General features: G+C 59.3%; 25 protein-coding genes and 2 tRNA genes. 14 read left to right on the top strand and 13 right to left on the bottom strand.

Translation table 11 applies throughout. The features are described from left to right. The first annotated feature begins 1 nt into the window (after position 1). Both earP and efp read left to right on the top strand, forming a co-directional pair. A complete protein-coding gene (earP, locus tag AADW57_RS12560) occupies positions 2-1,117 on the top strand; it encodes an elongation factor P maturation arginine rhamnosyltransferase EarP (protein WP_341667235.1) in 1,116 nt (371 codons plus the stop codon). Between the two features lie 71 nt (positions 1,118-1,188). Next, entirely contained in the window at positions 1,189-1,746 is a 558-nt protein-coding gene (gene efp, locus AADW57_RS12565; protein WP_341667236.1) for an elongation factor P, read from the top strand. A 93-nt stretch (positions 1,747-1,839) separates the two neighbouring features. Here efp and AADW57_RS12570 read toward each other — a convergent pair whose 3' ends face one another. Then, positions 1,840-2,988, bottom strand: coding sequence for an iron-containing alcohol dehydrogenase (locus AADW57_RS12570; protein WP_341667237.1), 1,149 nt, complete (start codon positions 2,986-2,988; stop codon positions 1,840-1,842). A gap of 128 nt (positions 2,989-3,116) precedes the next feature. Next, positions 3,117-4,643 carry an aldehyde dehydrogenase family protein gene (locus AADW57_RS12575; protein WP_341667238.1) on the bottom strand — a complete coding sequence of 509 codons (1,527 nt, stop codon included), beginning with the start codon at positions 4,641-4,643 and terminating at the stop codon, positions 3,117-3,119. Positions 4,644-4,886: 243 nt separating this feature from the next. Here AADW57_RS12575 and AADW57_RS12580 point away from each other — a divergent pair, with 243 nt between their 5' ends. Continuing rightward, positions 4,887-6,728 (top strand): sigma-54-dependent Fis family transcriptional regulator, encoded by a 1,842-nt coding sequence (locus AADW57_RS12580; RefSeq protein ID WP_341667239.1) that lies wholly within the window; start codon positions 4,887-4,889, stop codon positions 6,726-6,728. Here the strand turns inward: AADW57_RS12580 and AADW57_RS12585 are convergent. From AADW57_RS12585 to AADW57_RS12620, 8 genes are all read right to left on the bottom strand, one after another. Continuing rightward, positions 6,679-7,143 (bottom strand): DUF1178 family protein, encoded by a 465-nt coding sequence (locus AADW57_RS12585; protein ID WP_341667240.1) that lies wholly within the window; start codon positions 7,141-7,143, stop codon positions 6,679-6,681. The genes AADW57_RS12580 and AADW57_RS12585 overlap by 50 nt on opposite strands. Positions 7,144-7,243: 100 nt before the next feature. Next, on the bottom strand, positions 7,244-8,944 hold the full coding sequence (locus tag AADW57_RS12590) for an ABC transporter ATP-binding protein (protein WP_341667241.1): 1,701 nt from the start codon (positions 8,942-8,944) through the stop codon (positions 7,244-7,246). Further along, a complete protein-coding gene (locus AADW57_RS12595) occupies positions 8,941-10,398 on the bottom strand; it encodes an ABC transporter permease (RefSeq protein ID WP_341667242.1) in 1,458 nt (485 codons plus the stop codon). Before AADW57_RS12595 ends, AADW57_RS12590 begins: the two co-directional genes overlap by 4 nt. Positions 10,399-10,405: 7 nt before the next feature. Then, a complete protein-coding gene (locus tag AADW57_RS12600) occupies positions 10,406-11,383 on the bottom strand; it encodes an ABC transporter permease (protein WP_341667243.1) in 978 nt (325 codons plus the stop codon). Then, positions 11,383-13,569, bottom strand: coding sequence for an ABC transporter substrate-binding protein (locus AADW57_RS12605; RefSeq protein WP_341669700.1), 2,187 nt, complete (start codon positions 13,567-13,569; stop codon positions 11,383-11,385). Before AADW57_RS12605 ends, AADW57_RS12600 begins: the two co-directional genes overlap by 1 nt. Further along, the gene (locus AADW57_RS12610; RefSeq protein WP_341667244.1) at positions 13,563-14,126 is read right to left on the bottom strand and encodes a thermonuclease family protein; all 564 of its coding nucleotides are present in this window, start codon (positions 14,124-14,126) and stop codon (positions 13,563-13,565) included. The genes AADW57_RS12605 and AADW57_RS12610 overlap by 7 nt, the downstream gene beginning before the upstream one ends. Before the next feature lie 93 nt (positions 14,127-14,219). After that, on the bottom strand, positions 14,220-15,818 hold the full coding sequence (locus AADW57_RS12615; protein WP_341667245.1) for an acyl-CoA dehydrogenase family protein: 1,599 nt from the start codon (positions 15,816-15,818) through the stop codon (positions 14,220-14,222). Between the two features lie 51 nt (positions 15,819-15,869). Continuing rightward, positions 15,870-16,874, bottom strand: a complete 1,005-nt coding sequence (locus AADW57_RS12620; protein WP_341667246.1) for a magnesium and cobalt transport protein CorA — start codon at positions 16,872-16,874, stop codon at positions 15,870-15,872. Between the two features lie 91 nt (positions 16,875-16,965). Between AADW57_RS12620 and AADW57_RS12625 the strand changes: the two genes are divergently transcribed. The 6 genes from AADW57_RS12625 (at position 16,966) to wrbA (ending at position 20,593) form a co-directional block, all read left to right on the top strand. Beyond that, complete coding sequence (locus tag AADW57_RS12625; protein ID WP_341667247.1) at positions 16,966-17,346, top strand: DUF423 domain-containing protein; 381 nt, start codon at positions 16,966-16,968, stop codon at positions 17,344-17,346. 56 nt (positions 17,347-17,402) lie between these two features. Continuing rightward, positions 17,403-18,443, top strand: coding sequence for an adenosine deaminase (locus AADW57_RS12630; RefSeq protein WP_341667248.1), 1,041 nt, complete (start codon positions 17,403-17,405; stop codon positions 18,441-18,443). Next, on the top strand, positions 18,436-19,035 hold the full coding sequence (locus AADW57_RS12635) for a DNA-3-methyladenine glycosylase (protein WP_341667249.1): 600 nt from the start codon (positions 18,436-18,438) through the stop codon (positions 19,033-19,035). The genes AADW57_RS12630 and AADW57_RS12635 overlap by 8 nt, the downstream gene beginning before the upstream one ends. Before the next feature lie 47 nt (positions 19,036-19,082). Continuing rightward, a complete protein-coding gene (locus AADW57_RS12640; RefSeq protein WP_341667250.1) occupies positions 19,083-19,394 on the top strand; it encodes an I78 family peptidase inhibitor in 312 nt (103 codons plus the stop codon). A gap of 5 nt (positions 19,395-19,399) precedes the next feature. Beyond that, entirely contained in the window at positions 19,400-19,807 is a 408-nt protein-coding gene (locus tag AADW57_RS12645) for a PaaI family thioesterase (protein WP_341667251.1), read from the top strand. A gap of 186 nt (positions 19,808-19,993) precedes the next feature. Further along, on the top strand, positions 19,994-20,593 hold the full coding sequence (gene wrbA / locus AADW57_RS12650; RefSeq protein ID WP_341667252.1) for an NAD(P)H:quinone oxidoreductase: 600 nt from the start codon (positions 19,994-19,996) through the stop codon (positions 20,591-20,593). A gap of 21 nt (positions 20,594-20,614) precedes the next feature. Here wrbA and AADW57_RS12655 read toward each other — a convergent pair whose 3' ends face one another. Then, the gene (locus AADW57_RS12655) at positions 20,615-21,784 is read right to left on the bottom strand and encodes an alpha-hydroxy acid oxidase (protein WP_341667253.1); all 1,170 of its coding nucleotides are present in this window, start codon (positions 21,782-21,784) and stop codon (positions 20,615-20,617) included. A gap of 223 nt (positions 21,785-22,007) precedes the next feature. Here AADW57_RS12655 and AADW57_RS12660 point away from each other — a divergent pair. The 5 genes from AADW57_RS12660 to AADW57_RS12680 all read left to right on the top strand — a co-directional run bounded on the left by AADW57_RS12660 (position 22,008) and on the right by AADW57_RS12680 (position 25,025). Beyond that, a tRNA-Arg gene (locus AADW57_RS12660) sits at positions 22,008-22,084 on the top strand. Positions 22,085-22,215: 131 nt separating this feature from the next. Next, a tRNA-Arg gene (locus tag AADW57_RS12665) sits at positions 22,216-22,292 on the top strand. A gap of 176 nt (positions 22,293-22,468) precedes the next feature. Continuing rightward, the gene (locus AADW57_RS12670; protein WP_341667254.1) at positions 22,469-23,494 is read left to right on the top strand and encodes a DUF2931 family protein; all 1,026 of its coding nucleotides are present in this window, start codon (positions 22,469-22,471) and stop codon (positions 23,492-23,494) included. 741 nt (positions 23,495-24,235) lie between these two features. Beyond that, complete coding sequence (locus AADW57_RS12675; protein ID WP_341667255.1) at positions 24,236-24,610, top strand: hypothetical protein; 375 nt, start codon at positions 24,236-24,238, stop codon at positions 24,608-24,610. Positions 24,611-24,692: 82 nt separating this feature from the next. Then, positions 24,693-25,025: a hypothetical protein gene (locus tag AADW57_RS12680; protein ID WP_341667256.1), complete on the top strand. Its 333-nt coding sequence runs from the start codon at positions 24,693-24,695 to the stop codon at positions 25,023-25,025. 58 nt (positions 25,026-25,083) lie between these two features. Here the strand turns inward: AADW57_RS12680 and AADW57_RS12685 are convergent, their stop codons facing one another. Together AADW57_RS12685 and AADW57_RS12690 are read right to left on the bottom strand one after the other, a co-directional pair. Then, positions 25,084-26,520: an NAD(P)(+) transhydrogenase (Re/Si-specific) subunit beta gene (locus AADW57_RS12685; RefSeq protein WP_341667257.1), complete on the bottom strand. Its 1,437-nt coding sequence runs from the start codon at positions 26,518-26,520 to the stop codon at positions 25,084-25,086. Continuing rightward, positions 26,517-26,837: an NAD(P) transhydrogenase subunit alpha gene (locus AADW57_RS12690; protein WP_341667258.1), complete on the bottom strand. Its 321-nt coding sequence runs from the start codon at positions 26,835-26,837 to the stop codon at positions 26,517-26,519. The genes AADW57_RS12685 and AADW57_RS12690 overlap by 4 nt, the downstream gene beginning before the upstream one ends. Position 26,838: the final 1 nt, after the last annotated feature.

Consider the following 26,838-nt stretch of genomic DNA (forward strand, 5'->3'; position numbering starts at 1 on the left):
GATGCCATCCATTGACCTATTCTGCCGTGTCGTCGATAACTTCGGCGACATCGGCGTGTGCTGGCGACTGGCCCGCCAGTTGGCCGCCATGCCCGATGTAGGCCAGGTCCGTCTGTGGGTGGACGACCTGCACAGCTTCCGGCGCATCCAGCATCAAGTGCGAGAGCAATTGGACAGCCAAGACATCCTGGGCGTGCGCATCGAGCACTGGCACGCAGCGCGTCTGCACTATCCAGAACCGTACCCACTGTTGATCGAAGCCTTTGCCTGCGAGCTGCCCGCCGCTGTCACAAAACAGTTGCGGGCTGACCGCCACGTATGGATCAATCTGGATTACCTGAGTGCCGAAAACTGGGTGCTCGGCTGCCACGGCCTGCCCTCGCCGCAACCGGGCGGTGCCGCCAAATACTTCTTTTTTCCGGGTTTTCTGCCCGGCACGGGCGGTCTGCTGCGCGAACCCGGTCTGCTCGAACAACGCGCGGCTTTTCAACGCGACGATGCCGCCTACGACGCCTTGCTGGCCCGACTAGGTGTAGCTTTGGACAAGCGCCAGGCGCTGCTGGCCGGCACCCTGCGCCAACTATTCCTGTTCTGCTATCCCAATGCACCGGTGCAGGCGCTTGCCCAGGTCCTGGGGCAACAAGACAGGGACACCCTGCTACTGATTCCCGACTCCGTCGCGGCGCACTTGCCCACCCTGACCGGCCCGCGCCTGCACATCCAGGAAATACCCCATGTCGACCAGGCCGACTTCGATGCCCTGCTCTGGCGCAGCGACGTAAATATCGTGCGTGGCGAAGACTCTCTGGTGCGTGCCATCTGGGCCGGTGTGCCCATGATCTGGCAGCCCTACATCCAGGATGACAATGCCCATCTGGACAAACTGGATGCCTGGTTGGACACCACCCCCCTGTCGGCCCCGGTACGGGCCCTGCATCATGCCTGGAGCAGCGCCGATCCCGCCGCCGCCACCCAGGCGCTGCAACATTGCCTGGCAAAAGACGCGATGGCGCAGTGGCGCAACGATGCCAGAGCCTACTGTGCGCAGCAGGCGCAACGCGCCGATCTGGCCGCCAGTCTGCTCAGTTTTTACACCCAAGTCGTCCGAAAACGCTAAAATAGATTGTTTTTCTTCAAAGCTCCCTGACAGCATGATCGGCGGAGCCACCCCATTCGGAGTTTTTTTTAATGAAAATCGCACAAGAATTGCGCGTTGGCAACGTCGTGATGGTCAATGGTGACCCTCTGGTCGTTCAAAAGACGGAATACAACAAATCCGGCCGTAACTCCGCAGTCGTCAAGCTGAAGTTCAAGAACCTGCTCAGCGGCTCGAACAGCGAAGCCGTGCACAAAGCCGACGAAAAATTCGACATCGTCATGCTGGAAAAGCGCGAGTGCACCTACTCGTATTTCGCCGATCCCATGTATGTCTTTATGGATGACGAGTACAACCAGTACGAAGTCGAAGCCGAAAGCATGGGCGACGCCCTGAACTACCTGGAAGAAGGCATGGCTGTGGAAGCCGTCTTCTACGAAGGCCGCGCCATCTCCGTGGAACTGCCCACCATCATCGTGCGCGAAATCACCTACACGGAACCTGCCGTCAAGGGCGATACCTCCGGCAAGGTGCTCAAGCCCGCCAAGATCAACACCGGCACGGAAATCAGCGTGCCCCTGTTCTGCAACATCGGCGACAAGATCGAAATCGATACCCGCACCAACGAGTACCGCAGCCGCGTCATGTAAGCAGGTCACAGTGGCATCAAAAAAACCGCAGCGTAAAAACACTGCGGTTTTTTTTATCGCCATCAACTTGGCAAAGAGCCTTCCCGGCCGCGGCTACCGCTCGCCATAGGCTTCCTCGAAAATGCCAATGACTTCTTCTTTTTCCGGTTGGATAGGATTGGTCAAGCCACAGACGTCTTTGAGCGCGTTATCCGCCAAGACTGGGAAATCTTCGCGTTTGACGCCCAGCTCCGCCAGCGACTTGGGAATGCCCACGATATCGGCCAGTTTCTTGATGGCGGAAATAACATCCAGCCCTTTCAGATCAGGATTGTTGTCCGAGAGCAGCTTACCCAGATCATTAAGCCGGGGACGCACTGCCTGCATATTGAAGGTCTGGACATGGGGCAGCAACAAGGCATTGCAGACGCCATGCGGCAGATCGTAAAAACCACCTAGCTGGTGAGCCATGGCATGCACATAGCCCAGCGAGGCGTTATTAAATGCCATGCCAGCCAAGAACTGGGCATACGCCATTTGTTCGCGAGCCAGCTTGTTCTTGGGCTCGCGCACGGCCGTCGGCAGATACTTGGCCACCAGCTCCACCACTTTGACTGCGCAGGCATCCGTCAACGGGGTCGCAATCGTGGAAACATAGGCTTCAAACGCATGGGTCAAAGCGTCCATGCCGGTCGCTGCCGTCAAGGCCGCCGGCATGCCCTCCATCAGCTCCGAATCGTTGACCGACATGAAAGGCGTCACGTGCCGATCAATAATGGCCATTTTCACGTGGCGGCGCTCGTCGGTAATGATGGTGAAACGCGTCATTTCCGATCCGGTGCCCGCCGTGGTATTGATGGCCAGCAGCGGCAGCTGAGGTTTGGTGGACTTGTCCAGGCCCTCGTAGTCCTCGATCTTGCCGCCGTTGCTGGCAACCAGCGCAACCCCTTTAGCGCAATCGTGGGACGAACCGCCCCCCAGGGAGACAATCAAGTCGGCACCTTGCTTGCGCAAGGCATCCAGACCGGCATTGACATTGCTGACCGTTGGGTTCGGATTGACCTGGTCAAAGATCGCCGTATCGATCTTCTGGGCCGCCAACTTTTCCGCCACCAGTTTGGCCATGCCCATTTTGGACAAGGACGCATCGGTAATGATCAGCGCCTTCTTGAAACCCATCTTTCCGACAATCGGCATGGAACGGTCCAACGCGCCCGGTCCAAGAATATTGTGAGCCGTGATGAAAAATTCAGAAACTGTCATTTTGTCTACCCCTAGGAAGGATTCAGAATAATCGTTGCTATCACATAGACATACAAACCCAAGTCATGCAAAAAAAACGCTCCCCCGCCTGGAATGCCAGGGGAGCGGTCAAAACAACAGCAATCAAATCAGAAAAAGCCCAGCGCATTGGCGCTATAACTGACCAGCAGGCACTTGGTCTGCTGATAATTGCTCAGGGCTATCTTGTGCGTTTCACGGCCGATGCCCGAACGCTTGTAGCCGCCGAAGGTCGCGTGCGCAGGATACAGGTTGTAGCAGTTGGTCCAGACACGACCGGCTTCCACGCCCCGGCCCACGCGATAGGCACGCGACCCATCGCGGCTCCAGACACCCGCTCCCAATCCGTACTCGGTGTCGTTGGCAATAGCGATGGCCTCGTCTTCGTCCTTGAAGGTCGTAACTGCGGCGACCGGGCCGAAGATTTCTTCCTGGAAAGTACGCATGCTGTTGTTACCCAGCAGCATGGTCGGGCTGACGTAATAACCGCTGTCCAGGCCCTGCCCTGGGCGGTTGCGTTCGCCACCGATCAGGCAACTGGCCCCTTCCTGACGGCCCACATCGATATAGCCCAGGATGCGTTCCATTTGCTGCTCGGACACTTGCGCGCCCACCATCGTGGTGGCATCGAGCGGGTTGCCGCTCTTGATCCGGCCCACACGTTCGATGGCTCGTTCGATGAAGCGTTCGTAAATGGATTCCTGCACCAGGATGCGCGATGGGCAGGTGCAAACCTCGCCCTGGTTCAAAGCGAACATGGTCAAGCCTTCCAGCGCCTTATCCAGGAACGCATCATCGGCCTGCATCACATCTTCAAAAAAGATATTGGGGCTCTTGCCGCCCAGCTCCACCGTGGCCGGGATCAGGCGGTCGGCCGCTGCATGCAGAATCTGCTTGCCCACGGGGGTAGAACCGGTAAACGCGATCTTTGCGATGCGCGGCGACGAAGCCAACGCCTGCCCGGCTTCTTTGCCGTAGCCGCTGACCACATTCAACACCCCGGGCGGCAACAAATCGCCAATAATTTCCATCAGCAACAAGATGGATGCCGGGGTCTGCTCGGCCGGCTTGATCACGACGGGACAACCGGCAGCCAGCGCGGGGGCCAGTTTCCAGGCCGCCATCAGCAGCGGGAAGTTCCAGGGGATGATCTGGCCCACTACGCCAATAGGTTCATGAAAGTGATACGCCACCGTATTGGAATCGATGTCGGAAATGGCTCCTTCCTGAGCGCGCAGGCAACCCGCAAAATAGCGGTAGTGGTCCACGGCCAGCGGCAAGTCGGCAAGGCGCGTCTCGCGGATGGGTTTGCCGTTGTCGATGGTCTCGGCCACCGCCAGACGCTCCAGGTTTTGCTCGATGCGATCGGCAATGCGCAGCAGAATATTGGAGCGCTCGGCCACCGATGTCGCGGCCCACTGGGCACGCACTTTATGGGCGGCATCCAAAGCCAGCTCGATATCGGCGGCACCCGAACGCGGCACTTGGCAGAACACCTGCCCGGTTACAGGGGACACATTGTCGAAGTACTCGCCCGCGACAGGCGGCACCCAGCGACCACCGATATAGTTTTCGTAACGGGACTTGTAGGGGAATTCCAGATCCAGGCCCAGGGATTTCAGGTCTGACAGATTCATGATGTCTCCTTGTTGAAATAAACGGATACGCCAACAGGCGCTCCGAGGATGAGGGTCGTTCAATGCCTTCATCTCGTTTTTATCAAAGCAAATAGCGTGCCAATCTATCTAGCGGTTGTCCCGACTCGTGATAAGGGCCCTCTATCGCCATAATGTTCCAAGCAAGCGGTGCGCAATGCGACAGTCCCTGTCGCGGGCCGCAACCACTGTCGCATTCGGCGACACCTCTACCGGAAAGACGCCATGCCCTCTCCGACTTCCTTACCCCAGCGCGCGGACGATGCGCTGCTGCGCCAGTCCTGGGAACGCTGCCAGGCATTTAGCTATTCCCTCAGCCAGGAACCCCAGGACCTGAGCCAGGGCGCATTGCGCCAACTGCTGGAACAGCAGCACAATCTGCTGCACCACTCGGCGGCGGCCGTACACGAACTGGCCGTTCAGGTGCGCCCCCACCACAGCCTGGTGCTATTGTGCGACGCACAAGGCACCGTGCTGCAACAGGCCGGCGATCCGCATTTTCTGCAACGCGCCGAGCGGGTCGCATTGCGGGCCGGCGTAAGCTGGGCCGAACATCATCGCGGCACCAATGCCATCGGCACGGCCTTGTTCACCGGTCAGGCCATTCGCATACACGGCCAACAGCACTTTTTGCCCGGCAACCGCATTCTGAGCTGCCACGGCGCGCCCATCCGCAATCCGTACGGGCATATTGTCGGCGTCCTGGACATTTCCGGACCGGCGGATCTGGAACACCGCTACGCACTGGACATGGCCCGCCTGTACGCCCGCCAGATCAGTCGCCAAATGCTAAAGTCGCTGTGCTCGCCGCAACACCGCCTGCTGCATCTGCACACCGATCCCTCTCTATTAGAGGGGCCCCTTAGCGGTCGCCTGCTACTGGAAGGCGACACCATTGTCGCCGCCGACGAATTAGCGGCCTCTCTGCTAGGCCAGGATTGGCAGAAACTGCCCGGCATGGAGTTGGACGATGCCCTGGAGCTTGCCCGTCAGCACCAAAGATCTGCTGCTCTGCATGTACGCCCCTCGCCCACAACACGTCCGGCCACGCTGGCACGCGCGCCCCGCAGCCAAGACCGGCTTCTGTCCGACGATCAGCAAGATGTGCTGGAGCCGGCGCTGCGTGCCATGAACATGGGCTTATCCATCCTGCTGAGCGGCGAGAGCGGTTCGGGCAAAGAAGTGCTGGCGCGGGAGCTGCATCGGCGTCACCGCGCACAGCCCGGTCCCTTCGTGGCCGTCAACTGTGCCGCCTTGCCCGAATCCCTGATCGAAGCAGAGCTGTTCGGCTACGAGGCCGGAGCCTTTACCGGCGCGCGTCGCCAAGGTTATGCCGGCAAACTGCGTCAGGCCAACGGCGGCATTTTATTTCTGGACGAAATCGGCGATATGCCGTTGACCCTGCAAAGCCGCCTGCTGCGCGTACTACAGGAGCGCGAAGTGCAGGCCCTGGGTTCGGAGCAGACACATGCGCTGGATTTTCGGCTGATCAGTGCCAGCCATCAGCCCCTGGAGGAGCTGGTGCGCCAAGGACGCTTTCGCGCCGATTTATTTTTCCGGCTGCAGGACTATATCTGCCGTGTTCCGGCCTTGCGCGAACGCACCGATCTGGGTGAACACATTCTGAGCGAACTGGCCCGCCTGAGCGAGCACCACGGCACTCCGCGGCTGCACCAAGATGCCTTGCTGCACCTGCAGAACTACGACTGGCCCGGCAATTATCGTCAACTACGCTCGGTGCTGCTGCAAATCCTGGTGCAGGACAGGCCGGGCCGAATCTGGCGCGCCGCCGATCTGCCCGCCTTGCCCCAGCTCAACCCACAGCAGACTGCCCCCGCCCCTGCGCACGCAGCCGCACCCATTGCCATTCCCACCGCCAGCAATCAGCGTGAACGCGAAAACGCCGCCCTGCGGGCAGCCCTGGCACAGCACAATGGAAATATTTCGCAGGCGGCGCGTGCGCTAGGCCTGCATCGCAGCACCGTACACCGACGACTGAAGGAGCTGGAAGCAACCGCTACTGCAAGCGGTCATCGTCCAGAAAGTCGGGAATCGGCATGGCAATAATGCCTTCCTCGGCCAGTTCCTTGTACTGCTGGAGCGTTGCCTGGCCACGGATCGAGCGTGGATGGCTTTGGCCATCGTGTATGCGTCTGGCCTCGGCCGCAAACTGATCACCGACATTATCGGACTGGCGGATAAGTGCGCGCAGTTGGGCCATCAGTTCGCCTTGGGCGGCACCGCTCATTGCGGTTTGCTGCGAAGGAACAGGCAAACCCTGGCCAGCCCTGGGTGGATCGGCCTGCTGTACCCCCACATTGATGCGTGGCGCAGACAACTTGCGGTTGACCTGTCGGCTATCGCAGACCGGGCAGCACAACACCCCCCGCTGCAGCTGCTCTTCGTAGCTGTCGCGGGAGCTGAACCAACCCTCGAACACATGACCGTGTTCGCATTCGAGATCAAAAACCTTCAGGCTCATGGTGCGCTTATAAATAACTGACCGGACCGCCCTATTGTAGACACATACCCCACACCCAGATAGTCATCCGGATGACGTACGCCGCCAGGGCGTAGTAAGCCTATAACCTGGGCACGGCGGCCAGCAGACGCTGCGTCTGCTCCTGCCGGGGATGAAACAGGACTTGTTCGGCACTGCCCTGCTCGACAATACGTCCCTGCGCCATGATGGCGATACGATCGGCCAGGTATTCCACCACCCCGAAATTATGCGTAATGAACAGATAGGCCAGCCCCAGTTCATCCTGCAACTGCTGCATCAAATCCAGAATCTGCGCCTGCACGGATACATCCAGCGCAGATGTCGGTTCGTCGCAAATCAACACTGCCGGCTCCACCGCCAAGGCACGGGCAATCGCAATACGCTGACGCTGCCCACCGGAAAATTCGTGGGCATAGCGATCCAATGAATTTCTGGGTAAACCCACCTGATCCACCAGCGTTTCCACCCGCTTGCGGCTGGCCTTGCCATCCAGATCGGGGCGCAAGGCCGACAAGCCTTCCTGAAGAATATCGCCCACCAGCATACGTGGGTCCAGCGAACCATACGGGTCCTGAAAAATAATCTGCAAACGCGCGCGCTGTTGCCGCAAAGCCTTGCCATGCGTGTTCAGCAAATCTTGACCGAGCAAGCGTGCCTGCCCGCCGATCTGCGCCTGGCTGTCCAGCAAACGCATCAAGGCCCGGGCCACCGTGCTTTTTCCGCAGCCCGACTCGCCCAACAAGGCCAGCGTTTCCCCCTTGCGCAGTTGCAAGCTTAGCCCCTTGACCACCGCGACAGGCGGCGGACGCCGCCACCAGGAGCCGGACTGCCGGTACGCAACGGACAGATCCTGGATATCCAGCACCACGGACGCGTCCTTGTCCCGCGACCAGGACGGTCGCTTTGCCGGCGAAGGCTCCGACATAGCCGACAGCGGTCGGCCTCGCTTTTCGTAGGTTGGCACAGCACCCAGCAGTTCTTGGGCGTAGGGGTGGGTAGGCCGCAAAAAGAACTGACTGGCCAACCCCGACTCCACGATCTGACCGTGGCGCATCAAAGCCACGTAATCGGCATACTGACGCACCACCGCCAGATCGTGCGTAATGAGCAAGATCGCCAGCCCCATTTCTTTTTGTATGTCAGCCAGCAACTGCAAAATCTGGGCCTGAACGGTCACATCCAGCGCCGTGGTCGGCTCGTCGGCCACCAGCAGTGCCGGTTCGGCGGCCAGCGCAATCGCAATCATGATGCGTTGCTTCTGCCCACCGGAAAACTGGAAAGGAAAATCATCGTATCGCTGCTCGGCCGCTGCAATCCCTACCCGCTGCAACCAACGCACGGCAGCCGCTCGTTCCTGGCCCTTGGGAGCCACGCCGTGCCGCCGTATTACTTCACTGATCTGCCGGCCTATGGACATGACCGGGTTCAGACTGGTGGATGGTTCCTGGAAAATGACACTGACCCGCCGTCCGCGCACATCCTGCATCTGCGCCTCGTTCAGGCTCGGCAAATCCCGCCCGTCCAGCTCGACCGTGCCGGCCTGCATCCACGCGGCCTCGGGCAACAGGCGCAAGATCGCCATCGCCGTCATGCTCTTGCCGCAGCCGGATTCCCCGACCAGCGCAAAGGTCTCGCCGCGATGCACCGCCAGAGACAGATCGCGCACGACGCTCTGCACACCTGCGTCGGACTGCACGCCCACTTGCAGACCGTGGATGTCCAGCACACAGGCACCGCCGGATGCGGCCGGTTCCAGATCGGTTTCGGAGTTGATGGTCATGCTTTGCTCTCTTGCTCCGCCCTGCGCTGGCGCAAGGGCTGGAAACGACGCGTGCGGGGATCAAAGGCGGCCTGCACCGCATCGGCAAAAATATTGGCCGACAGCACCAGTGCCAACATGAAAGCAAATGCGCCGGCCAAGCCCCACCAGATAACAGGATCGCGCGACAACTCGCTGCGCGCCGCATCAATCATGCGACCAAATGAAGGCATGCTGGGGTCCACGCCTATGCCCAGATACGACAGCACGGCCTCATACAGCACCAGCCCGGAAAACTCCAGGATCAAGGTAATCAGCACGATATGCATGACATTGGGCAAAAGGTGACGGAACATGATGCGCAAGGGCCGCACGCCAAAGGCCTGAGCGGCCTGCACATAATCGAGTTCGCGCAGCTTCAGGACCTCGGCGCGCAGCAGCCGGCACAGCCCCGCCCAACCGGTCAGCCCCAGAATCAGACACAACAGGAACAGGCGCAAGTCGGCCCGCGCCGCCACCGTATCGAAACTGTCGGGATGCGTATCGATATACACCTGCATCATCAAGACGCAGGCCGCGATCAGCAACACGCCGGGAATCGACGTCAGGGTGGTGTAGATGTACTGAATGACATCGTCCACCCAACCACGAAAGTACCCTGCCGCCAGCCCCAGGATGATCGCCGGCGGCAGCATGGCGAAGGTGGTCAACGTGCCGATGACCAGCGCGGTGCGCACGCTCTTGAAAGCCTGCCACAGAATATCGTTGCCGGTGCGATCTGTGCCCAGCACATGATAGTTGGCGCTCAGGCTGATGGCCACGCACAGCACCAGCCCCAGCAGGCTGGCGCTGATCCAGACGGCGCGCCACGGCACCAGCCCCTGACCCTGCCACCAATACGTCCACGCCGCGCGCCAACCCGGCTCCAGCGCCTGACTGCGCCCCCAGACTGTCAGAAGCAGAACCAAGCACACTGCCCAGCCCAGTCCCCAAGCCAGTCCGCGCCAGGCTAATTGACGAAGGTCTCGATAATGAGCCTGAACCGTATCCATCCCTACGCCAGCATTGATCAGCCGCGGAAAATCCCGCACCGGCTCCCCACCCACCAACATGCTTTCTTTGGTCAATTGAAAACGGGCCAAAGGCGCGGAATAGGTTTTTTCCACATCCGACAGCCCGGCACCGACCAGCACATCGTCCAGCACGGAACGGGCCACCGGTGCGTACGAGGGCGCAGCAGATGACTGCCCCGGCGCAGGCGGCAACAGCGGACGGTAGTGAATGGAATCGAGCAGCCCCACCAAAAGAAAAAATGCCAGAAACACCGCCGCGCATATGGCCGAAGGCGTACGCGCGACACTGGCCCAGGCCGATCGCAGACCGGGGCGGCGGCTGACCCGAAACGCGTAGACGGCCATGGCCAGAAACAGCGCCAGCACAAAGGTATCGGTCCAGAGAAAGACGAACTGTGGCATGGCGGACTCAACTAAAACGAATGCGGGGATCAACCAGCGTGTAGGAGATATCGGCCAGGATCAAGCCCGCTATGTACAGCAGCGACCCCAAAAACACCATTGCCCTTACGATGGAAAAATCCTGGGCATTGATTGCATCAATGGTAAAGCTGCCCAGCCCCGGAATCCCAAAAAAAGATTCGGAAATCAAGCTGCCCATAAAGAGCAGCGGCAAGGCAGACACCGTCCCGGTCAAAATAGGCAGCAAGGCATTGGGCAGCACATGCCGGAACAACACCCAGCGTTCGCTCAAGCCTTTGGAGCGCGCCGTGCGCACATAATCCCGACTGGCCTCTTCCAGAAACAGGCTGCGGTAAAAACGCGATTCGGCCCCCACTCTGGACAGAATGCCCACCAGCACGGGCAAGACCAGGAAACGCCAATTATCCACGCCTTGCACCCAGCCGGAAAACGGTACCCAGCGCAAAACGCGGGCAAACAGCCACTGCCCGGCAATGATGTAGAACAGCCCGGAAATCGACATCAACACCACGCACAGCACGACCGCCGAAAAATCCAGCCGGCTGCCACGGAAAAACACCATCAACAAGGCAAAGCTGACGCAAACCCACAAGCCAAGAAAAAAAGTAGGCAGTGCCAGAGCCAGGCTAGGGCCCATGCGATTGCGGATCTGGTAGCCGATATCCTGGCCCTGATCGGACAGACCGAAATCCAGACGCAGCAAAGGCAAGGAGCGTTCGTAGAAAATGGTGTCCGTCACGCGCGCGCCGCCCTGCGCCTGGCCGTTGTAGAACAAAGGCTTGTCGTAACCGCGCTCGGCCTTCCAGTTGTCTATGGCCGACTGGCTGACACGCTGGCCACCTATGGACAGACGCGCCATGTCGTCGGGCGTATTCACGGCAAAGAACAAAACAAAGGTCAGCAGGTTTACCCCGATCAGGATCAGGATGCCGTACAGCACGCGCCGCAGCAAATAGGAAAACATCAGGACCTCTCCTTGGGCAGGGCGACACGACGGCGACGCTGCCAAGCCATGCGCCACACAAGCAAGACCAATGCCAGCAAGGCCAATGTCAGGGGAATAAGCGGCCACCAGACAGGACGGTTCCAGGCCTGGATCAGTTGCACGCGCTGCGACGCATCGATCCGGTAATACTGCAGACTGTCGCGTATCATCAGGGACGGCTTGGCATTGCGTACCCAGGACTGATAGGCACCGCCTGCATTGGGCACATAGCCGAACATCCAGGGCGCATCGTGCTGCACGACCCTGACCATGTCGTGGATCAAGGCCTCTTTATCGGGCCCATCGTTCAGAAAGCGCATCTGCTCGTACAGCCGGTCAAATTCCGCGCTCTGGTAGTTGGCCGCATTTTCGCCGCCGTGATCCACTTTGGCCTGCGGCCCGTACAGCAAGGTCAGGAAATTTTCGGCATCCGGGTAATCGGCCACCCAACCCCACAAAAATATCTGCGCCGCCCCCCGCTTCATCTTGTCCTGGAAACGGTTGTAATCGGTGGCACGCACTTCCAGTTGCAGGCCGACCTGCGCCAATTGGCGACGCATCCAGTCTACCGTGGCGTCCGAACCCATGCCGCCCATCGAGTCGTAATACAAAATCAGGGGTTTGCCGGTGCGCTCATCGCGCCCATCAGGGTAGCCGGCCTCGCGCAGCAGCGCGCGCGCCTCGTCCAGACTGCGGCGCTGCACGGTCTGATCCTTGACGGTATACACATACGGATTGGCCCCCTGCGGCAAAGGCTGATAACCCGGCACGCCCGGCGGCAACGGACCGTGCGCCACCTGCGCCTGATCATTCATGAAGATGGACACATACTGCTCCCAGTCAAACGCAATGCTGACCGCCAGCCTCAGCTTGCGATTGCGTTCGGCTTGTTCAGGCGTATCGCCCTTGCCCACCACTGGATCGTGCCAGTTAAACCCCATATAGAACAGTTGCGCCTCGGGGGCCGTGCGCAACTGCAGCCCGAGCTTCTTGTACCGGGCTGCCTTGTCGGCCGAATCGTTGGCCGCCACCGTCATGGCTACACCGTACTCGCCCCGCTCGACCTGGGGAATGTCGTAATAACCCTGCAAAAACTTGCCCATCAAGGGCACGCTTTCTTTTTCCAACGAAAAAACCACTTTATCCAGAAAAGGCATGGTCTGGCCGCAATCGTCCAGCAAACCGGCCTGCTGGTCACCCGGCGCGCCCACGCAAGGGTAAGGTGTGCCCCGATACAGGGGATTGCGGCTCAGCACATGACGCCGATTGGTCTGGGACTCGGTCAGCATGAATGGGCCCGTGCCCACCGGCCAGTTGTCCAGCGTCAGACCGTGCTGCGCCATGCGCGGCTGGCTGTAGAAACGCTCTGCCTCCCAAGGGACCGGGGCGGTAAAGGTCATGGCCAGCCAATACTTGAACTGAGGATATTTGCCCAAGACCTCAATACGCAACGTATGGTCATCCAAGGCCTGTACACCCGGCAAGACAAAGGGACGCAAATCCAGCCAATCGGGACGTGGCGACTGCTTGTCCGCTTGCGCCAATTGATCGCTGAACTCCTTGAAACCACGCACATGCTCGGCCATGACGGCAGAAATCGGGGAGGCCAGACGCGGGCTGGCCAGGCGCTTGAAGGCGTAGACATAATCCTGGGCGCTCAATGCACGCGATCCGACATGCTCGAAATCGCTGATGCTGAATGCCTCGCGCAGATCGGCGGCACGCATCGGGTAGTAGCGATACCGCCCGGCATCATCCTGCGCAAACGCGGGATGGGGCTGAAACGCAATACCCGGTTTAATGGAAATATCGTAACGACTGATTGCGACTTGTTCACCCGGCACATCATCGGGCAGACGCTGTCCCTTGGCATCCAGATAGACCGGCTCTGTCAGCGCGGCGGCTGCCTTTGGAATCAGCCTGTACGGCCGGTCCAGGTAGTGGTAACCATACAAAGGCTCGTAAATAGAATAGGTAAATGGCGTCTCGTCACCCGAATACGACAGCGCCGGGTCCAGATGATTGGGGGATCGCGTCGTAAAAGCGCTGTACAGCACCTTGCCCGCGGCACTATGTTCTTCGTAGGGGCTGTTGACCGGCTTGCTGCATGCCGCGAGCAAAGCACAGGCCAGAACAGGCAGCCAACGCCGCCACCGGCCTAGCATTTTCCACGCTGCCAGCAATGGTAGCGCCATTCCCAAGGCGGCACCGCTTTGCCCTCGGACCAGACTCCCAGGCGCGCCTCCTTGGCCTGCTGCTCCAGTCCGTCAATCCGCGCATCATACAAAAAACGTTCTTTTTTCTCGCGATTAGCCATGGCCAGACCGGCCTGCACCATTTTCTGATTGGCGGTTTCCCCGCCCTCCAGCAGCACATCGCAAATGGCCCGGCCATGCCTGTCCTGTTCCCGACAAGCCAGCCGTACCTGCTTGCCGGCCACCAGTTCGGACAGATAACGCCGGGAAGCCTGGGCATAAGGCTGGCCGGGACGGCGCGCGTCCTTGCTCAGCTCCGGCGCATCGATGCTGGAGAGGCGCACGCGCTGCTGACGGCGATTGTCCAGCAACACCGTCAAAGTATCACCATCAGCCACCCGCACCACCTGCCCGTGCAGATCGAACGGCTCGGCCTGCGCCACCGTACTGAACAAGGCGAACAAGGCCGCCGCCACAGCGACGCCCGGCCATATCGAAAACCACTCAGGCAAAAAATGAACTCTCATGGTACGGACAAGACTCCAGGAAAAAGACACAGGCTGGCTGACAAATTATAGGTTTTGCCCACCCCCTGTCCAGCGTATTGTCCCGGGCTTGGCTTATGCCTGCAGACGTGGCCAACTGCGTAGCAAATAGTCGCGCGCGGCGGACACGCCCTCCAAACCGAATACAGCGCGCGGACCACCGGACAGCCTGTCATCGATAAAAAGATCAGCCAGGCCCGCCGGGGCCAGTTCCCGCATCAGGCAAGCCTGGTACAGCAGCGCCAGCGACTGCGCCCAGGCGCGCCCACCCGCCAATTCCGACACCCCCATCAAAGCCCGGGCAGCAGCTTCCAGTCGCGTATCACCAGCGCAACGCCGGCTCAAATCGTCTTGCAAGGCCGCATGCACCTGCGCTTGGGCCAAGGCGCGCTGCGCATCCAGGCACATGACATTGCCCGAGCCTTCCCAGATGGAGTTGACCGGGGCCTCGCGCAGCAGGCGCGGCATAGGACCGTCCTCGATATATCCGTTACCGCCCCAGGTCTCCATCGCTTCGGCGCACAGCGCCACTGCCCTGCGGCAGACCCAGAACTTGGCAACAGGGGCCAGCACCCGCAATACCCCTTGCGCAGATGCATCGTCACGCCCTTGCAGCTGAACCAGAAAAAACCCCAGATGCGCCGCAGCCTCGCTCTCTAGCGCCATATCCAAAAGCACCGCCTGCATCAAAGGCTGATCGATCAAAACCTTGCCAAACGCGCGTCGATGCCGGCAATAATGCAAGGACTGGACCAGGGCTTGGCGCATCAGGGCAGCACTGCCCAGAACACAATCCACGCGGGTGCGCGCCGCCATGCCGGCCAGCATGGCGATGCCTCGCCCGGGCTGGCCCACGCGCCAGCCCACAGCACCGTCAAACTCTACTTCCGCACTGGCATTGGAGCGATTGCCCAGCTTATCTTTCAGACGCCGGATGCGCACACCGTTACGCTCTCCAGAGGCCAGCAGGCGCGGCACCAAAAAGCATGACAACTGTTCTTGATCGCGTGCCAGCACCAGATGCGCATCGGCCTGAGGCACGGAAAAAAACCACTTGTGACCAAACACACGAAAAGCTGCTGCTTCGGGCTGCGCCTGCGTGGTGCAGCCACGCAAATCGGACCCACCCTGCATTTCCGTCATACCCATGCCCACGACCACGCTACGCTTGCTGCTCACCGGCACACTGGCAGCGTCATACTCGCAGCGGGCCAGGCGGTTGCGCCACTGGCCGAAATCATCACCCTGCAACAAAGGAGCGGCTGCCCGCGTCATGGTCATGGGGCACAAGGTCCCGGCTTCGATCTGTCCATGCATGTAAAAACCCACGGCGCGAGCCAGATGCAAACCGGCCGACCCGGTCTGCGGCCAGACATGCAGACCGCGCTCCATCCCCAACGCCATCAAGGCATGCCAGGCCGGATGAAACTCCAGCTGATCGATGCGTTCGCCTTGCGCTGACCAGAGCCGACATGAGGGCGGCTGAGCATTGGCCAAGGCTGCCTGAGCGCGCCACTGCGCCGAACCCAACGTCCGCCCGTAGCCTTCTAAACCATGCTGTTCCCCTGTCAGCAGGCTACGTTGCAACCAATCAAGCAGTACCGGGTCGTCCAGCAGCAAATCGTCGTCCACCAGATCCGGTACCTGGCTGCGCCGTTCCCTATCCAGATTCATAAGGCCTCCATGCGTACGCTGCGGCCCGATCACTCTGCCCTGACAGTCAGGCTAGAGCCACTTGGCCTGCTTGAACTTCCAATACAAGAACCCACAGGCCCCGCCCATCAAGGACAGCGCCATGGGATAACCCAAAGGCCATTTCAGCTCCGGCATCAGCTCGAAGTTCATGCCGTAGATACCTGCCACCGCGGTAGGCACCGCCAGAATAGCCGCCCAGGCTGCCAGCTTGCGGGTGGTATCGGTCTGCTGCATCTGACCGATCATCAGCCCGCCCTCGAACGCGAAAGCCAGGGCTTCGCGCATGCTGCCGATAAATTCTGATGTACGCGAGACACGATCGGCCACTTCGCCGAAATAAGCACGGCTTTCCGAATCGATGTAACTCAGCTCCACTCTTGAAAGACGGCGGCACAGCTCGGCCAGAGGGGTGACCGCCGTGTGGATGCGCAGCAAATCGCGCCGCAACCGATAAATACGGCGCACATCGCTTTCCTTGAAACCCCGGATCAGAAACTGCTGTTCGATGGTTTCCACCGCCTTTTCCATCTGCTCCAGCGACACAAGATACTGATCGACGATCAGATCCAACAATTCCGAGGCCACATAGTCGCTGCCGCGCTGCAACAGCTCGGGCGAGTTTTCCAGACGAGAACGCAATTCCAGATAGCTGCTGTTCGAGCCCCGGCGCACCGTCAACAAAAAACCGGGACCGATGACCAGTTGCGTACTGCCAAAGACCGGCCGCGTCTCCTTCATGCCCAGGGTAATAGCCACCACGATCAGACAATTGCTGTACTCGACCAGCTTGGGCCGACGGTGCGGAGCAAGCAGCTCTTCGATGGCTTTGCTGGGCAAGCCAAGCTGCCCGGCCACGCTCTCCAACAATTGGTCGTACGGCTCTTTCAGTCCTATCCAGACAAACCCGTCCTGCCCTGGATCGCGCGGCGGCAACTGATGCACATCCAAGGCCTGGGCCGGCTGGCCGGGTTTGTATTGAAACGCGGCCACAACGGCCGCCTGTTCGTCCGGGCTCAAGGCACCCGTCGCATCCATATTCGCTCCTTGCGGGCAACGCCATTTTTTTATCCGATAATAGCACCCGATACTCTCTGCGCCGCATTGGCCGCACCTTGCAAGGATAGACATGACCCCTCGATTCGCAATTGCCGCCGGCGCTCTGCTCATGGCCTTGGGCACAGGACTGGGCGCATTCGGCGCACACGCGCTGCGCGCTATGGTGGACGCTTCTTCACTGGCCGTCTGGCACACTGCCGTTCTCTATCAGATGCTGCACGGTTTGGGCCTGCTCTTGAGCGCATCTCTGGGCGCGTATCTGCACCCGCGCTGGCAGGCACGCAGCGCCACTTTGATGCTGGTCGGCACGCTCATTTTCAGCGGCAGTCTGTACATCCTTGTCCTCACCGGCGTCAAATGGCTCGGAGCCATCACCCCTATCGGCGGCACGGCCATGATTCTGGCCTGGCTGGCGCTGGCGATGGCCGCCCTGCGCCACGCCAGGCCCTGAACCGCAGCAGCTCCGTATAATGACAGGCTCTCTCCCTGTCACTCCTGGAGCCCGACGTGACCGCCTCCCTTCTGTCCCTGCGCGACTTCGTACGCACCCTGCCTAAAGCCGAGCTGCACCTGCATATCGAAGGCACGCTGGAACCGGAACTGATCTTCGCGCTGGCCCGGCGCAATGGCCTGCGCCTGCCCTATCCCGATGTGGAAAGCCTGCGCGCCGCCTATCAGTTCACCGACCTGCAGTCCTTTCTGGACCTGTACTACGCCGGTGCCGGCGTGCTGATCACCGAGCAGGACTTCTTTGACATGACGCTGGCCTACCTGCGTCGCGCCCATCAGGACGGCGTGGTGCATGCAGAAATCATGTTCGACCCGCAAACGCATACGGTTCGCGGCGTGGCGATGGAAACCCTTTTTGCCGGCATTGCCCGCGCTGCCCGTCAGGCCCGCCAGGAACTGGGCATCAGCAGCCTGCTGATCCTGAGCTTCCTGCGCCACCTGAGCGAAGACGATGCCTTCGCCACCCTGGAGGCCGCGCTGCCGCTGCGCGAACAATACGCAGACCTGTGGGTCGCCATCGGCCTGGACTCGGCCGAAAAAGGCAATCCACCGGCCAAGTTCGAGCGCGTCTACGCCCGCTGCCGCGAACTGGGCTTTCGCCTGGTGGCCCATGCTGGCGAAGAAGGTCCGGCCGACTATGTACGCGACGCGCTGGACCTGCTCAAGGTCGAGCGCATCGACCACGGCGTGCGCAGCGAAGACGATCCGCCACTGATGCAGCGCCTGATCGAGCAGGCCATCCCATTGACGGTCTGTCCGCTGTCCAACCTCAAGCTCAAGGTCTTTCCCGAACTGAAGCAACACAATCTGAAACGCCTGCTCGACCGCGGCCTGAATGTAACGGTGAATTCCGACGACCCTGCCTACTTCGGCGGCTATGTGCTGGACAACTATATGCAGACCGCCCAGGCCCTGAACCTGCAAGCCGAGCAATTGCGCGCACTGGCGGCCAACAGCCTGCGCGCCTCGTTCATGCCCGCCCAGGACAAGCAGGCCTGGCTGGAGCGTCTGTCCACCGTGCCCGCACCCCATGCCTGAACAGACACACTGGTTGCCGCGCGCGTTTTTCGCACGCGATGCGCGTCTGGTCGCCCAAGAACTGCTGGGCAAGACCTTGGTGCTGAACGACGAGCGCGGCCAACGCCAGGCCGTGATCGTGGAAACCGAAGCCTACCTGGGCCCACAGGATCAGGCCGCGCACAGCCGACGCGGCATCACAGCCCGCACCCGCATCATGTTCGGTCCGGCCGGCTATGCCTATGTATATCTGATCTACGGCATGCACCACTGCCTTAACCTGGTCAGCGGCATAGAAGGGGACGGCACAGCCGTCCTGCTGCGCGCCGCCAGTTCCCCTGTCGACACGAGCGCCTCGCTATCCGGTCCGGGGCGGCTGTGCAAAGGTTTGAACATCGATAAGCAATACAACGGCATGGACGCCTGCACCGCAGCCCTGCATGTGCTGGATGCCCCACCTTTGCCTCCATCACAAATACGCATCGGTGCCCGGGTGGGCGTGGAGTACGCCGGCGACTGGGCCCAGGCCCCGTTGCGCTACGCGATCGCCGGCCATCCAGCAGCGTCGGCAGGCTGGGGCGGCAAGACACGCCGCCCTAGTCAGGCGGCGTAGAAAAGGTATCATTGACCCCTCGGGTCTGATGTTTTCAAGGATCACTTATGCGACCTTCTTCCCTCCTGACTTTGTTGCCAACCGTCTTGCTGGCAGCCTGCACCGCCACCGGCGGTGCCTCCTCGCACACCCCCGCATCGTCGGCCCAGCCTGACGGCGGACAGTGCAATGCCGACGCGCTTAATCCCGCCGGCCAACAAGCCAGCGAAAAACACGTGCAAAGCCTGGTAAAACAGGCCGGTGCCGTCCAGGCCCGCATCCTGTACCCAGACCGCATGTACACCACCGACTACGACTCCACCCGTCTCAGCATCCGCGTGGACGCACAAAACAATATCATCTCGGTGTACTGCGGCTGACCGGCATGGACATTCAACAAGCGCGAGACGCCCTGGACACCTTGTTCGCCCCCTGGGTCCGGGCCCTGAACCTGCAGGTGGAACACATCGGCGATGGCAGCGCCACCCTGCGCCTGCCCTTTTCCGAGCAGATTACCCACGTCGCCGGTGTCATCTGCGGACAGGTCTACATGGCAGCCGCCGACACAGCCATGGTTCTGGCCGTCAGCAACAGTCTGGGCCAGTTCCGCCCCATGACTACCGTGTCCCTGAACACCAGCTTCGTGCGACCAGTCAGTCAGGGCGACGTAAAGATACAGGCCCAGGTGCTCAAGCGCGGCAAGAGCTTGGCCTTCGGCGACGTCAAACTATTGGATGAGCAGAACCGTCTCGTCGCCCACGCCACTACGACTTACGCGCTGCTGCCCGCTTGAGGCCACACGCCCGAGCACCAGAAATCGGCAATCGGGACTGCTTCCGCCTTAGACCTCTGGCATCGCCGTCCGGCAAGCTCTATCATGCAAATTCGGCGTCCCGAGCAGGCAGGCCATTGATCAAGCTGCCGCCTTGTCCGACACCAGCGCCGCTTTCCACACGGTCACACTTTCGGAGCAGATACGATGGCAAAAGTCCTTGTTCTCTATTATTCCGCCTACGGCCACATCGAAAAAATGGCGCAAGCCGTTGCCGAAGGCGCGCGCAGCGCAGGTGCCACAGTGGACATCAAGCGCGTTCCCGAACTGGTTCCGGAAGCGGTTGCCAAAGCCGCCCACTTCAAGCTCGATCAAGCAGCGCCGGTTGCCAGCATCGCCGAACTGGAACACTACGATGCCATCATCGTAGGAACGGGCACCCGCTTTGGCCGCATCAGTTCGCAAATGGCCAGTTTCCTGGACCAGGCTGGCGGACTGTGGGCACGCGGAGCCTTGAACGGCAAGGTCGGTGGAGCCTTCACCTCCACCGCCACGCAGCACGGCGGCCAGGAACTGACCCTGTTGTCGGTGATTCACAATCTGATGCACTTCGGCATGATCGTGGTGGGCCTGCCCTACAGCTTTGAAGGCCAGACCCGCCTGGACGAAGTCACCGGCGGCAGTCCCTATGGCGCATCCACCCTGGCCGGTGGCGACGGCTCCCGCCAGCCCTCTCAAAACGAACTGGACGGAGCGCGCTACCAAGGCAAGCACATTGCCCAGATTGCCCTGAAACTCAAAGGGTAAAACGGGCTGAGCGATGTCGCGCTAGTAACCGGGGCGATCGAAGATATCGGGGTTAAGCAAGATGGAGCGATCCACTTTATCCACCGATGTACGTCCGCAGAACGCCATGGACACATCCATTTCGTTCGCCATCAGTTGCAACAAGCGCGCAACGCCCGCCTGACCCGCCGCGCCCAGCGCATACAGGAAAGCCCGACCTATCATGGCGCCCTGCGCACCCAGGGCGCGGGCGCGCAACACATCCTGACCGGAACGGATGCCACCGTCCAGCAGCACTTCGATGCGATCGCCCACCGCGTGCGCAATGGCCGGCAGGCAAGAAATGGATGACGGCGCGCCGTCCAACTGACGTCCGCCGTGGTTGGAAATAATCAGGGCGTCCGCGCCGCTGTCCACTGCCCGGCGCGCATCGTCTGCATCCATGATGCCCTTGACGATCAGCTTGCCGCCCCAGACTTTCTTGATCCACTCGATATCATCCCAGCTCAAGGACGGGTCAAACTGCTCGGCCGTCCAGGTCGACAAGGAACTAAGATCGGATACGCCTTTGGCATGGCCCACAATATTGCCGAATGTACGTCTGCGGGTCGCCAGCATATGGCGGCACCAGTATGGCTTGGTCGCCAGATTGATCAAATTGCGCAGCGTGGGCTTGGGCGGCGTGGATAAACCGTTCTTGATGTCCTTGTGCCGCTGGCCCAGCACTTGCAGATCCAGTGTCAGGACCAGGGCGGAACAATTGGCCGCCTTGGCCCGGGCGATCAGATTTTCGATGAAACCCCGGTCGCGCATCACATACAACTGAAACCAGAACGGCGTGCGCGTCGCCTGAGCCACGTCTTCAATCGAGCACACACTCATCGTGGACAGGGTGAACGGAATGCCGAAATCGCGCGCCGCCATCGCAGCCAGCATTTCACCGTCGGCGTGTTGCATGCCGGTCAGACCGGTAGGCGACAAGGCCAGCGGCATCGCCACCTCCTGGCCCAGCAAGGTCGATTTCAGGGAACGGCTTTGAATATCCACGGCCACTTTCTGACGAAACTTCAGTTTCTGGAAGTCCTCTTCGTTGGCCCGGTACGTGCTTTGCGTCCAGGAGCCGGAGTCGGCATAGTCGTAAAACATTTTGGGCACGCGGCGTTTGGCCACGAGCCGGAAATCTTCGGTGCAGGTAATTTTCGAGAGGTCCATCCAGTCGGCTCCAAAACAATGGCGTAATGATGCGCGTTTGTGCCACGGGGGGCAAGCCGCCTGTACGGCGGCCCGCTCCCCTCTGACACCCACCTCCCTGGGTGCAATACAGATTTGCACGTGGCACGGACCGGCTGCTCGCTGCCCTTAGCGTATATTTCGCAAAAAATTACGTTCATATCGTGACACGCCTAAAAACCCGTGTTATAGTTCTACTTCTTTAGCGGCTGTAGCTCAGTTGGATAGAGTACTTGGCTACGAACCAAGGGGTCGTGGGTTCGAATCCTGCCAGCCGCGCCAGTTTCAAGAAATCTTCCCGCCAAGCGGGAAGATTTTTTTTGAAGCAGGTCATAAAGAAAGCACTTGTTTTTTGCGGTTAAATCACAAAAACACTTGCAAACATATCAAGATGGTTTAAAATAATCGTCTTTGCGGCTGTAGCTCAGTTGGATAGAGTACTTGGCTACGAACCAAGGGGTCGTGGGTTCGAATCCTGCCAGCCGCGCCAAATATCATCAAAAAGCCACTTCTTCGGGAGTGGCTTTTTGACGTTCCAAGCCGGGCTATCCGCTTGGCTGGTATGATCTGCACCGCTTACTGTCAAAACGCAGACATACCAAAGGCCCCGTACATACTATGTTCTTGCGCCCCGGAACAGCCGCTGCAGGAGTCGCTATGGTTTTAATGGCAACGCTCCCCATCGCCACCCATTCAAAAAACGCCACCCATCCCGGCAAAGCCGCCTGGCAGGCCACGCTATCGGCTCCGCTGGACTATCCCATCGACATTATCAGTGGCGAGCTCGTATCCACCGATGCCCGGCAAGCCTTCGACCCCATCTGGGGCACCATCAATACCGGCTGGGGCCACGGCTCCGGCTTTCTGGGCCATCCAACCCAAAAAAGCACCGCCCCTGCGTCCATGACACTGACGTGGTATTCCCATGTCGAAAAAAAATTCTTCACCGGGTCCTGGAACCTGGATACACGGCGCTTATCACACTACTTCAACACAGACTATTCAGTCCGCAATCCCTACACGCAACGCATCCATAAAGAAACCTACCACCGCTTTACGATAGGGATGGCCCCTAAAGGGCACGTGCAATTATGGATTGGGGGCGATAACGAACAAAAAGAAGCGGGCACCTACCAAGCCCACGAAATCCAAGTACGTCCCAACGCACTTGCAGAAGATGCCAAATATTTAGCCAACCCCGAATTCTTACGCCTTGTTTATCGGGATGACCTGGACAACAACGCAAAAACCCAACGCTATCTTCAGCTTTACGGAAAAACGACACCCGAACGCCTGCAAGCCTGGAGCACCCCCAGGACATGGAAAATCGTAATAGAGTCCACCGACCAGCAAACCATCCACCAGCCTGCCGTAGATATCTTGCACTTAATTAATGGCGAACGCATCGCCAACCTAAGCCACCCGATCTTAAACTACAAGACCGATCACCTGGCCCCACCCGAATTACTGCTCATTAGTTGGTCCGACCCGCAAGGCCGGCGCAAACGCATCAAAATGCATTTTGATGCCCAAAAAATCCAGCAAGCGATGCGCACCCTGTCTGCCGGCAACACCGACATCATCCTGAGAGTCACCCTTAGCGATCAGCAAAGCAACGCACAAATCATGCTGCAGGCCGCTCAGGAAAAAATCGACCCCACCCTGCTCAAACTGGAATTTGGCTATTTATAATTCGATACAATTGCATGGCGTGGGCCATTTCCCTCCCCTTGCTGCGCGATGATAAATAAACCACTTTTCTACGCACAAACTAATGTGGGGATACCTTTTTTCGTCTTGCATCTGCTTTACACGGTGGATTCGTCATCACAATAAGCCCTCATCCCCGTAATTCCGAACGCCAATTTACCAAGTCGATGACAAACTGGCTTTTTGAAGACGCCATTCAAGGCACAGCACATTCGGACGGGGTTGACGGTTTGCTGGCGTGGCGCGCCGGTGCCCTGATCGGGGCACATGGCCGGGCGTGCCGTTAACTCCGGCTATAAACGGCCTGCCCAATACGAAGAAGTCCCCGGCATTTAGCTAAAAACCTTAATAAGGCGGCACCCCAGCCATTACTGACTACAAAAAACAAGCATGCTTATCTTTCTGGCAGTCAATAATGCGTGAATTTCACGAAACAGAAAAGTCGCAATCGTAACTTTTTTCCACTACAATGAAAAAATAATAAATCCAAACTATTATTGCCCATATTAATTAAAAAGATGGGAGATACGTTTCCAAAAAACGCTTATTCAAAGACGCACCTTGAATGGCGAGTTATAAAAAAAGAAACATGGAAAATAACGTGCCCCCGGCAAGAACCGGCCTACGGTTTCTATCGGGGGCAAAATATCGTGCATCGCCCATCCGCTGGATAAGGCACAAAACAAACTACACCGATGCATTCATCAACTGAAGAGGAAACCTATGACACGTCGTATCCTTGTTGCACTTTTGCTGTCCATTCCACTGACCGCCTGCCAAACCCTACAGGGCGGCGGCATGGGTGGCGAAGATAAATTTACCGCCTCCTATGCGCGCACGCATCTCAAAGAAGGCGTTACAAGCGTCGAGGACGTACGCCGGATTTACGGCCCTCCCCACTCGGTCGATGAAGGCCCGACCGGACCTACGATGTGGGTCTATCGGCCTGACGAAAACAACCCAACCTCGGATCTGCTCTCGACGGCCATGAATGCCCTCGGAGCGGGTGCCATCAGCACTGCCGCCCCCACAAAAAATCGCGTTTTTTTCGTTCATTTTGAACGCAACAAAGTAAGCTCTTACAGCCTGCAACAATAAAAGCGGCTTCTCCAATTTTTCACAAAAAAAGCCTGAGATCGGTTGATCCAGGCTTTTCTGCTGCACCACAACAGGACTCACTATGTTTCAGCGCACATTGCTCTGCCTGCCTGCCGCCCTATTACTGGTGTGCGGCCCCGCCGTCGCCCAGGAAGCCAATCCTTCTATTCAACTGGCCCAAATGAGCGGAGCCATGCACGCGGCCGCTCAGGTCTGCGGCGACTATAGCGATGCCCAATTGCAGGACATGAAAAACAAACAAAAAGAATCCATGAAAGACATGGGCCTGAACGATCAGGACTTTAATGCCGCTTTTGAGCAAGGCCTGCAACGCGGCCGCAAAGACCTGGAAGGGGCAACAGAGGCACAGCGCAAACAAATGTGCGAACAACTGCGCTCCGGCCCAAAATTCTGACTGCGGACAATGCCATCGCGCCGGCCCCGAAAAAAACTCGAAACCGGCGCGCGTCCCACTACAAGGCCTTGACCATATCCTCGATGGTTTTCTTGGCGTCGCCAAACACCATCATGGTCTTGTCCATATAGAACAAGTCGTTATCCAAACCGGCATAGCCAGCGGCCATGGAACGCTTGTTCACGATGACTGTCCTGGCCTTATAAGCTTCCAGAATCGGCATGCCGGCAATCGGCGAAGCCGGATCGGTTTTGGCGGCGGGATTGACCACATCGTTAGCCCCCAACACCAAGACCACATCGGTCTGGGCAAATTCGCTATTGATGTCATCCATCTCGAATACCTGCTCGTAGGGCATCTCCGCCTCGGCCAGCAAGACGTTCATGTGCCCCGGCATGCGCCCGGCCACCGGATGAATGGCGTAACGCACCGACACGCCCTGGCTGGTCAGTTTGTCCGACAGCTCCTTGAGCGCATGCTGCGCACGCGCCACCGCCAATCCATAGCCCGGCACGATAATGACCGATTCGGCATTGCTCATCATAAAGGCGGCATCTTCGGCACTACCCGACTTGGCCGTGCGACTACCCTGCTCCGATGCGCCCGCCGCTCCCGATGCTGCCGCACCGAACCCGCCCAACAAGACATTGAAAAACGCCCGGTTCATGGCCTTGCACATGATGTAGGACAGGATCGCCCCCGACGCGCCCACCAACGAACCAGCAATGATGAGCATGGCATTGTTCAGCGAAAACCCGATACCGGCTGCCGCCCATCCCGAATAACTGTTAAGCATAGACACGACCACCGGCATATCGGCCCCGCCGATAGGGATGATGAGCATCACCCCGAGCAGAAACGACAAGGCCAGCAACAGGAAGAACGCCCACCAGGCCTGCGTCAGCACAAAAACCGCCCCGCACGCCAGCGCCAATAGACCCAGCAGCAGGTTAAGCCAGTGCTGCCCCTTGAAGGTAACGGGAGCCCCCTGGAACAAGCGGAACTTGTATTTGCCGGACAGTTTGCCAAATGCAATGACAGACCCGGAAAACGTGATCGCCCCCACCAGTGTTCCCAGCGCCAGTTCCAGACGGTTGCCCACCGGCAGACTCGCGTCCGCGGACGCAATACCAAAAGCCACCGGCTCCAGCACAACAGCGATGGCAATGGCAACGGCGGCCAAACCTATCATGCTGTGCATGAAGGCCACCAACTCCGGCATTTTGGTCATCTGCACGCGCCGTGCCATGATGGTGCCCAACAAGCCCCCCACCACCAGCCCGGCCAGCACCCGCAACAAGCCAGGCACGGCCTGCCCGGGAGCGGCCAGGGAATAAATCAGCACGCCCGTGGTCAGGATAGCCAGCGCCATGCCAACCATGCCGAACAGATTGCCACGCCGCGAACTGGCCGGATGAGACAAGCCTTTGAGCGCCTGAATAAAACACACCGAGGCCAACAAATAGCACAAAGTCACTGTGTTCATGGAGATCATGGACGCTCTCCCCGGGCTGCATTTTTAGCCGGCTTTTTCTTGAACATCTCCAGCATGCGCCGGGTAACCAGAAAACCGCCAAATACATTCACAGACGCCAAGGCCGTGGCGGCAATCCCCATTGCCTGGGCCCAAGTGCTTTCGGTCAGCGCGGCAGCCAGCATGCCGCCTACAATGATGATGGCCGAAATCGCGTTGGTCACCGCCATCAATGGGGTATGCAAGGCCGGAGTCACGGTCCATACCACGTGGTAACCCACATAAATGGCCAGCACGAAAATAATAAGATTGATAACAACAGGTGAAATGATGTCCATG

The organism is Alcaligenes sp. SDU_A2, from assembly GCF_038237375.1.
Lineage (GTDB): Bacteria > Pseudomonadota > Gammaproteobacteria > Burkholderiales > Burkholderiaceae_B > Alcaligenes.

Bases quoted from the DNA above. Each gene is read 5' to 3' on its own strand.
- earP (WP_341667235.1), top strand. From the start codon at position 2: ATGCCATCCATTGACCTATTCTGCCGTGTCGTCGATAACTTCGGCGAC.
- efp (WP_341667236.1), top strand. From the start codon at position 1,189: ATGAAAATCGCACAAGAATTGCGCGTTGGCAACGTCGTGATGGTCAAT.
- AADW57_RS12570 (WP_341667237.1), bottom strand. From the start codon at position 2,988: ATGACAGTTTCTGAATTTTTCATCACGGCTCACAATATTCTTGGACCG.
- AADW57_RS12575 (WP_341667238.1), bottom strand. From the start codon at position 4,643: ATGAATCTGTCAGACCTGAAATCCCTGGGCCTGGATCTGGAATTCCCC.
- AADW57_RS12580 (WP_341667239.1), top strand. From the start codon at position 4,887: ATGCCCTCTCCGACTTCCTTACCCCAGCGCGCGGACGATGCGCTGCTG.
- AADW57_RS12585 (WP_341667240.1), bottom strand. From the start codon at position 7,143: ATGAGCCTGAAGGTTTTTGATCTCGAATGCGAACACGGTCATGTGTTC.
- AADW57_RS12590 (WP_341667241.1), bottom strand. From the start codon at position 8,944: ATGACCATCAACTCCGAAACCGATCTGGAACCGGCCGCATCCGGCGGT.
- AADW57_RS12595 (WP_341667242.1), bottom strand. From the start codon at position 10,398: ATGCCACAGTTCGTCTTTCTCTGGACCGATACCTTTGTGCTGGCGCTG.
- AADW57_RS12600 (WP_341667243.1), bottom strand. From the start codon at position 11,383: ATGTTTTCCTATTTGCTGCGGCGCGTGCTGTACGGCATCCTGATCCTG.
- AADW57_RS12605 (WP_341669700.1), bottom strand. From the start codon at position 13,569: ATGCTAGGCCGGTGGCGGCGTTGGCTGCCTGTTCTGGCCTGTGCTTTG.
- AADW57_RS12610 (WP_341667244.1), bottom strand. From the start codon at position 14,126: ATGAGAGTTCATTTTTTGCCTGAGTGGTTTTCGATATGGCCGGGCGTC.
- AADW57_RS12615 (WP_341667245.1), bottom strand. From the start codon at position 15,818: ATGAATCTGGATAGGGAACGGCGCAGCCAGGTACCGGATCTGGTGGAC.
- AADW57_RS12620 (WP_341667246.1), bottom strand. From the start codon at position 16,874: ATGGATGCGACGGGTGCCTTGAGCCCGGACGAACAGGCGGCCGTTGTG.
- AADW57_RS12625 (WP_341667247.1), top strand. From the start codon at position 16,966: ATGACCCCTCGATTCGCAATTGCCGCCGGCGCTCTGCTCATGGCCTTG.
- AADW57_RS12635 (WP_341667249.1), top strand. From the start codon at position 18,436: ATGCCTGAACAGACACACTGGTTGCCGCGCGCGTTTTTCGCACGCGAT.
- AADW57_RS12640 (WP_341667250.1), top strand. From the start codon at position 19,083: ATGCGACCTTCTTCCCTCCTGACTTTGTTGCCAACCGTCTTGCTGGCA.
- AADW57_RS12645 (WP_341667251.1), top strand. From the start codon at position 19,400: ATGGACATTCAACAAGCGCGAGACGCCCTGGACACCTTGTTCGCCCCC.
- wrbA (WP_341667252.1), top strand. From the start codon at position 19,994: ATGGCAAAAGTCCTTGTTCTCTATTATTCCGCCTACGGCCACATCGAA.
- AADW57_RS12655 (WP_341667253.1), bottom strand. From the start codon at position 21,784: ATGGACCTCTCGAAAATTACCTGCACCGAAGATTTCCGGCTCGTGGCC.
- AADW57_RS12670 (WP_341667254.1), top strand. From the start codon at position 22,469: ATGGCAACGCTCCCCATCGCCACCCATTCAAAAAACGCCACCCATCCC.
- AADW57_RS12675 (WP_341667255.1), top strand. From the start codon at position 24,236: ATGACACGTCGTATCCTTGTTGCACTTTTGCTGTCCATTCCACTGACC.
- AADW57_RS12680 (WP_341667256.1), top strand. From the start codon at position 24,693: ATGTTTCAGCGCACATTGCTCTGCCTGCCTGCCGCCCTATTACTGGTG.
- AADW57_RS12685 (WP_341667257.1), bottom strand. From the start codon at position 26,520: ATGATCTCCATGAACACAGTGACTTTGTGCTATTTGTTGGCCTCGGTG.
- AADW57_RS12690 (WP_341667258.1), bottom strand. From the start codon at position 26,837: ATGGACATCATTTCACCTGTTGTTATCAATCTTATTATTTTCGTGCTG.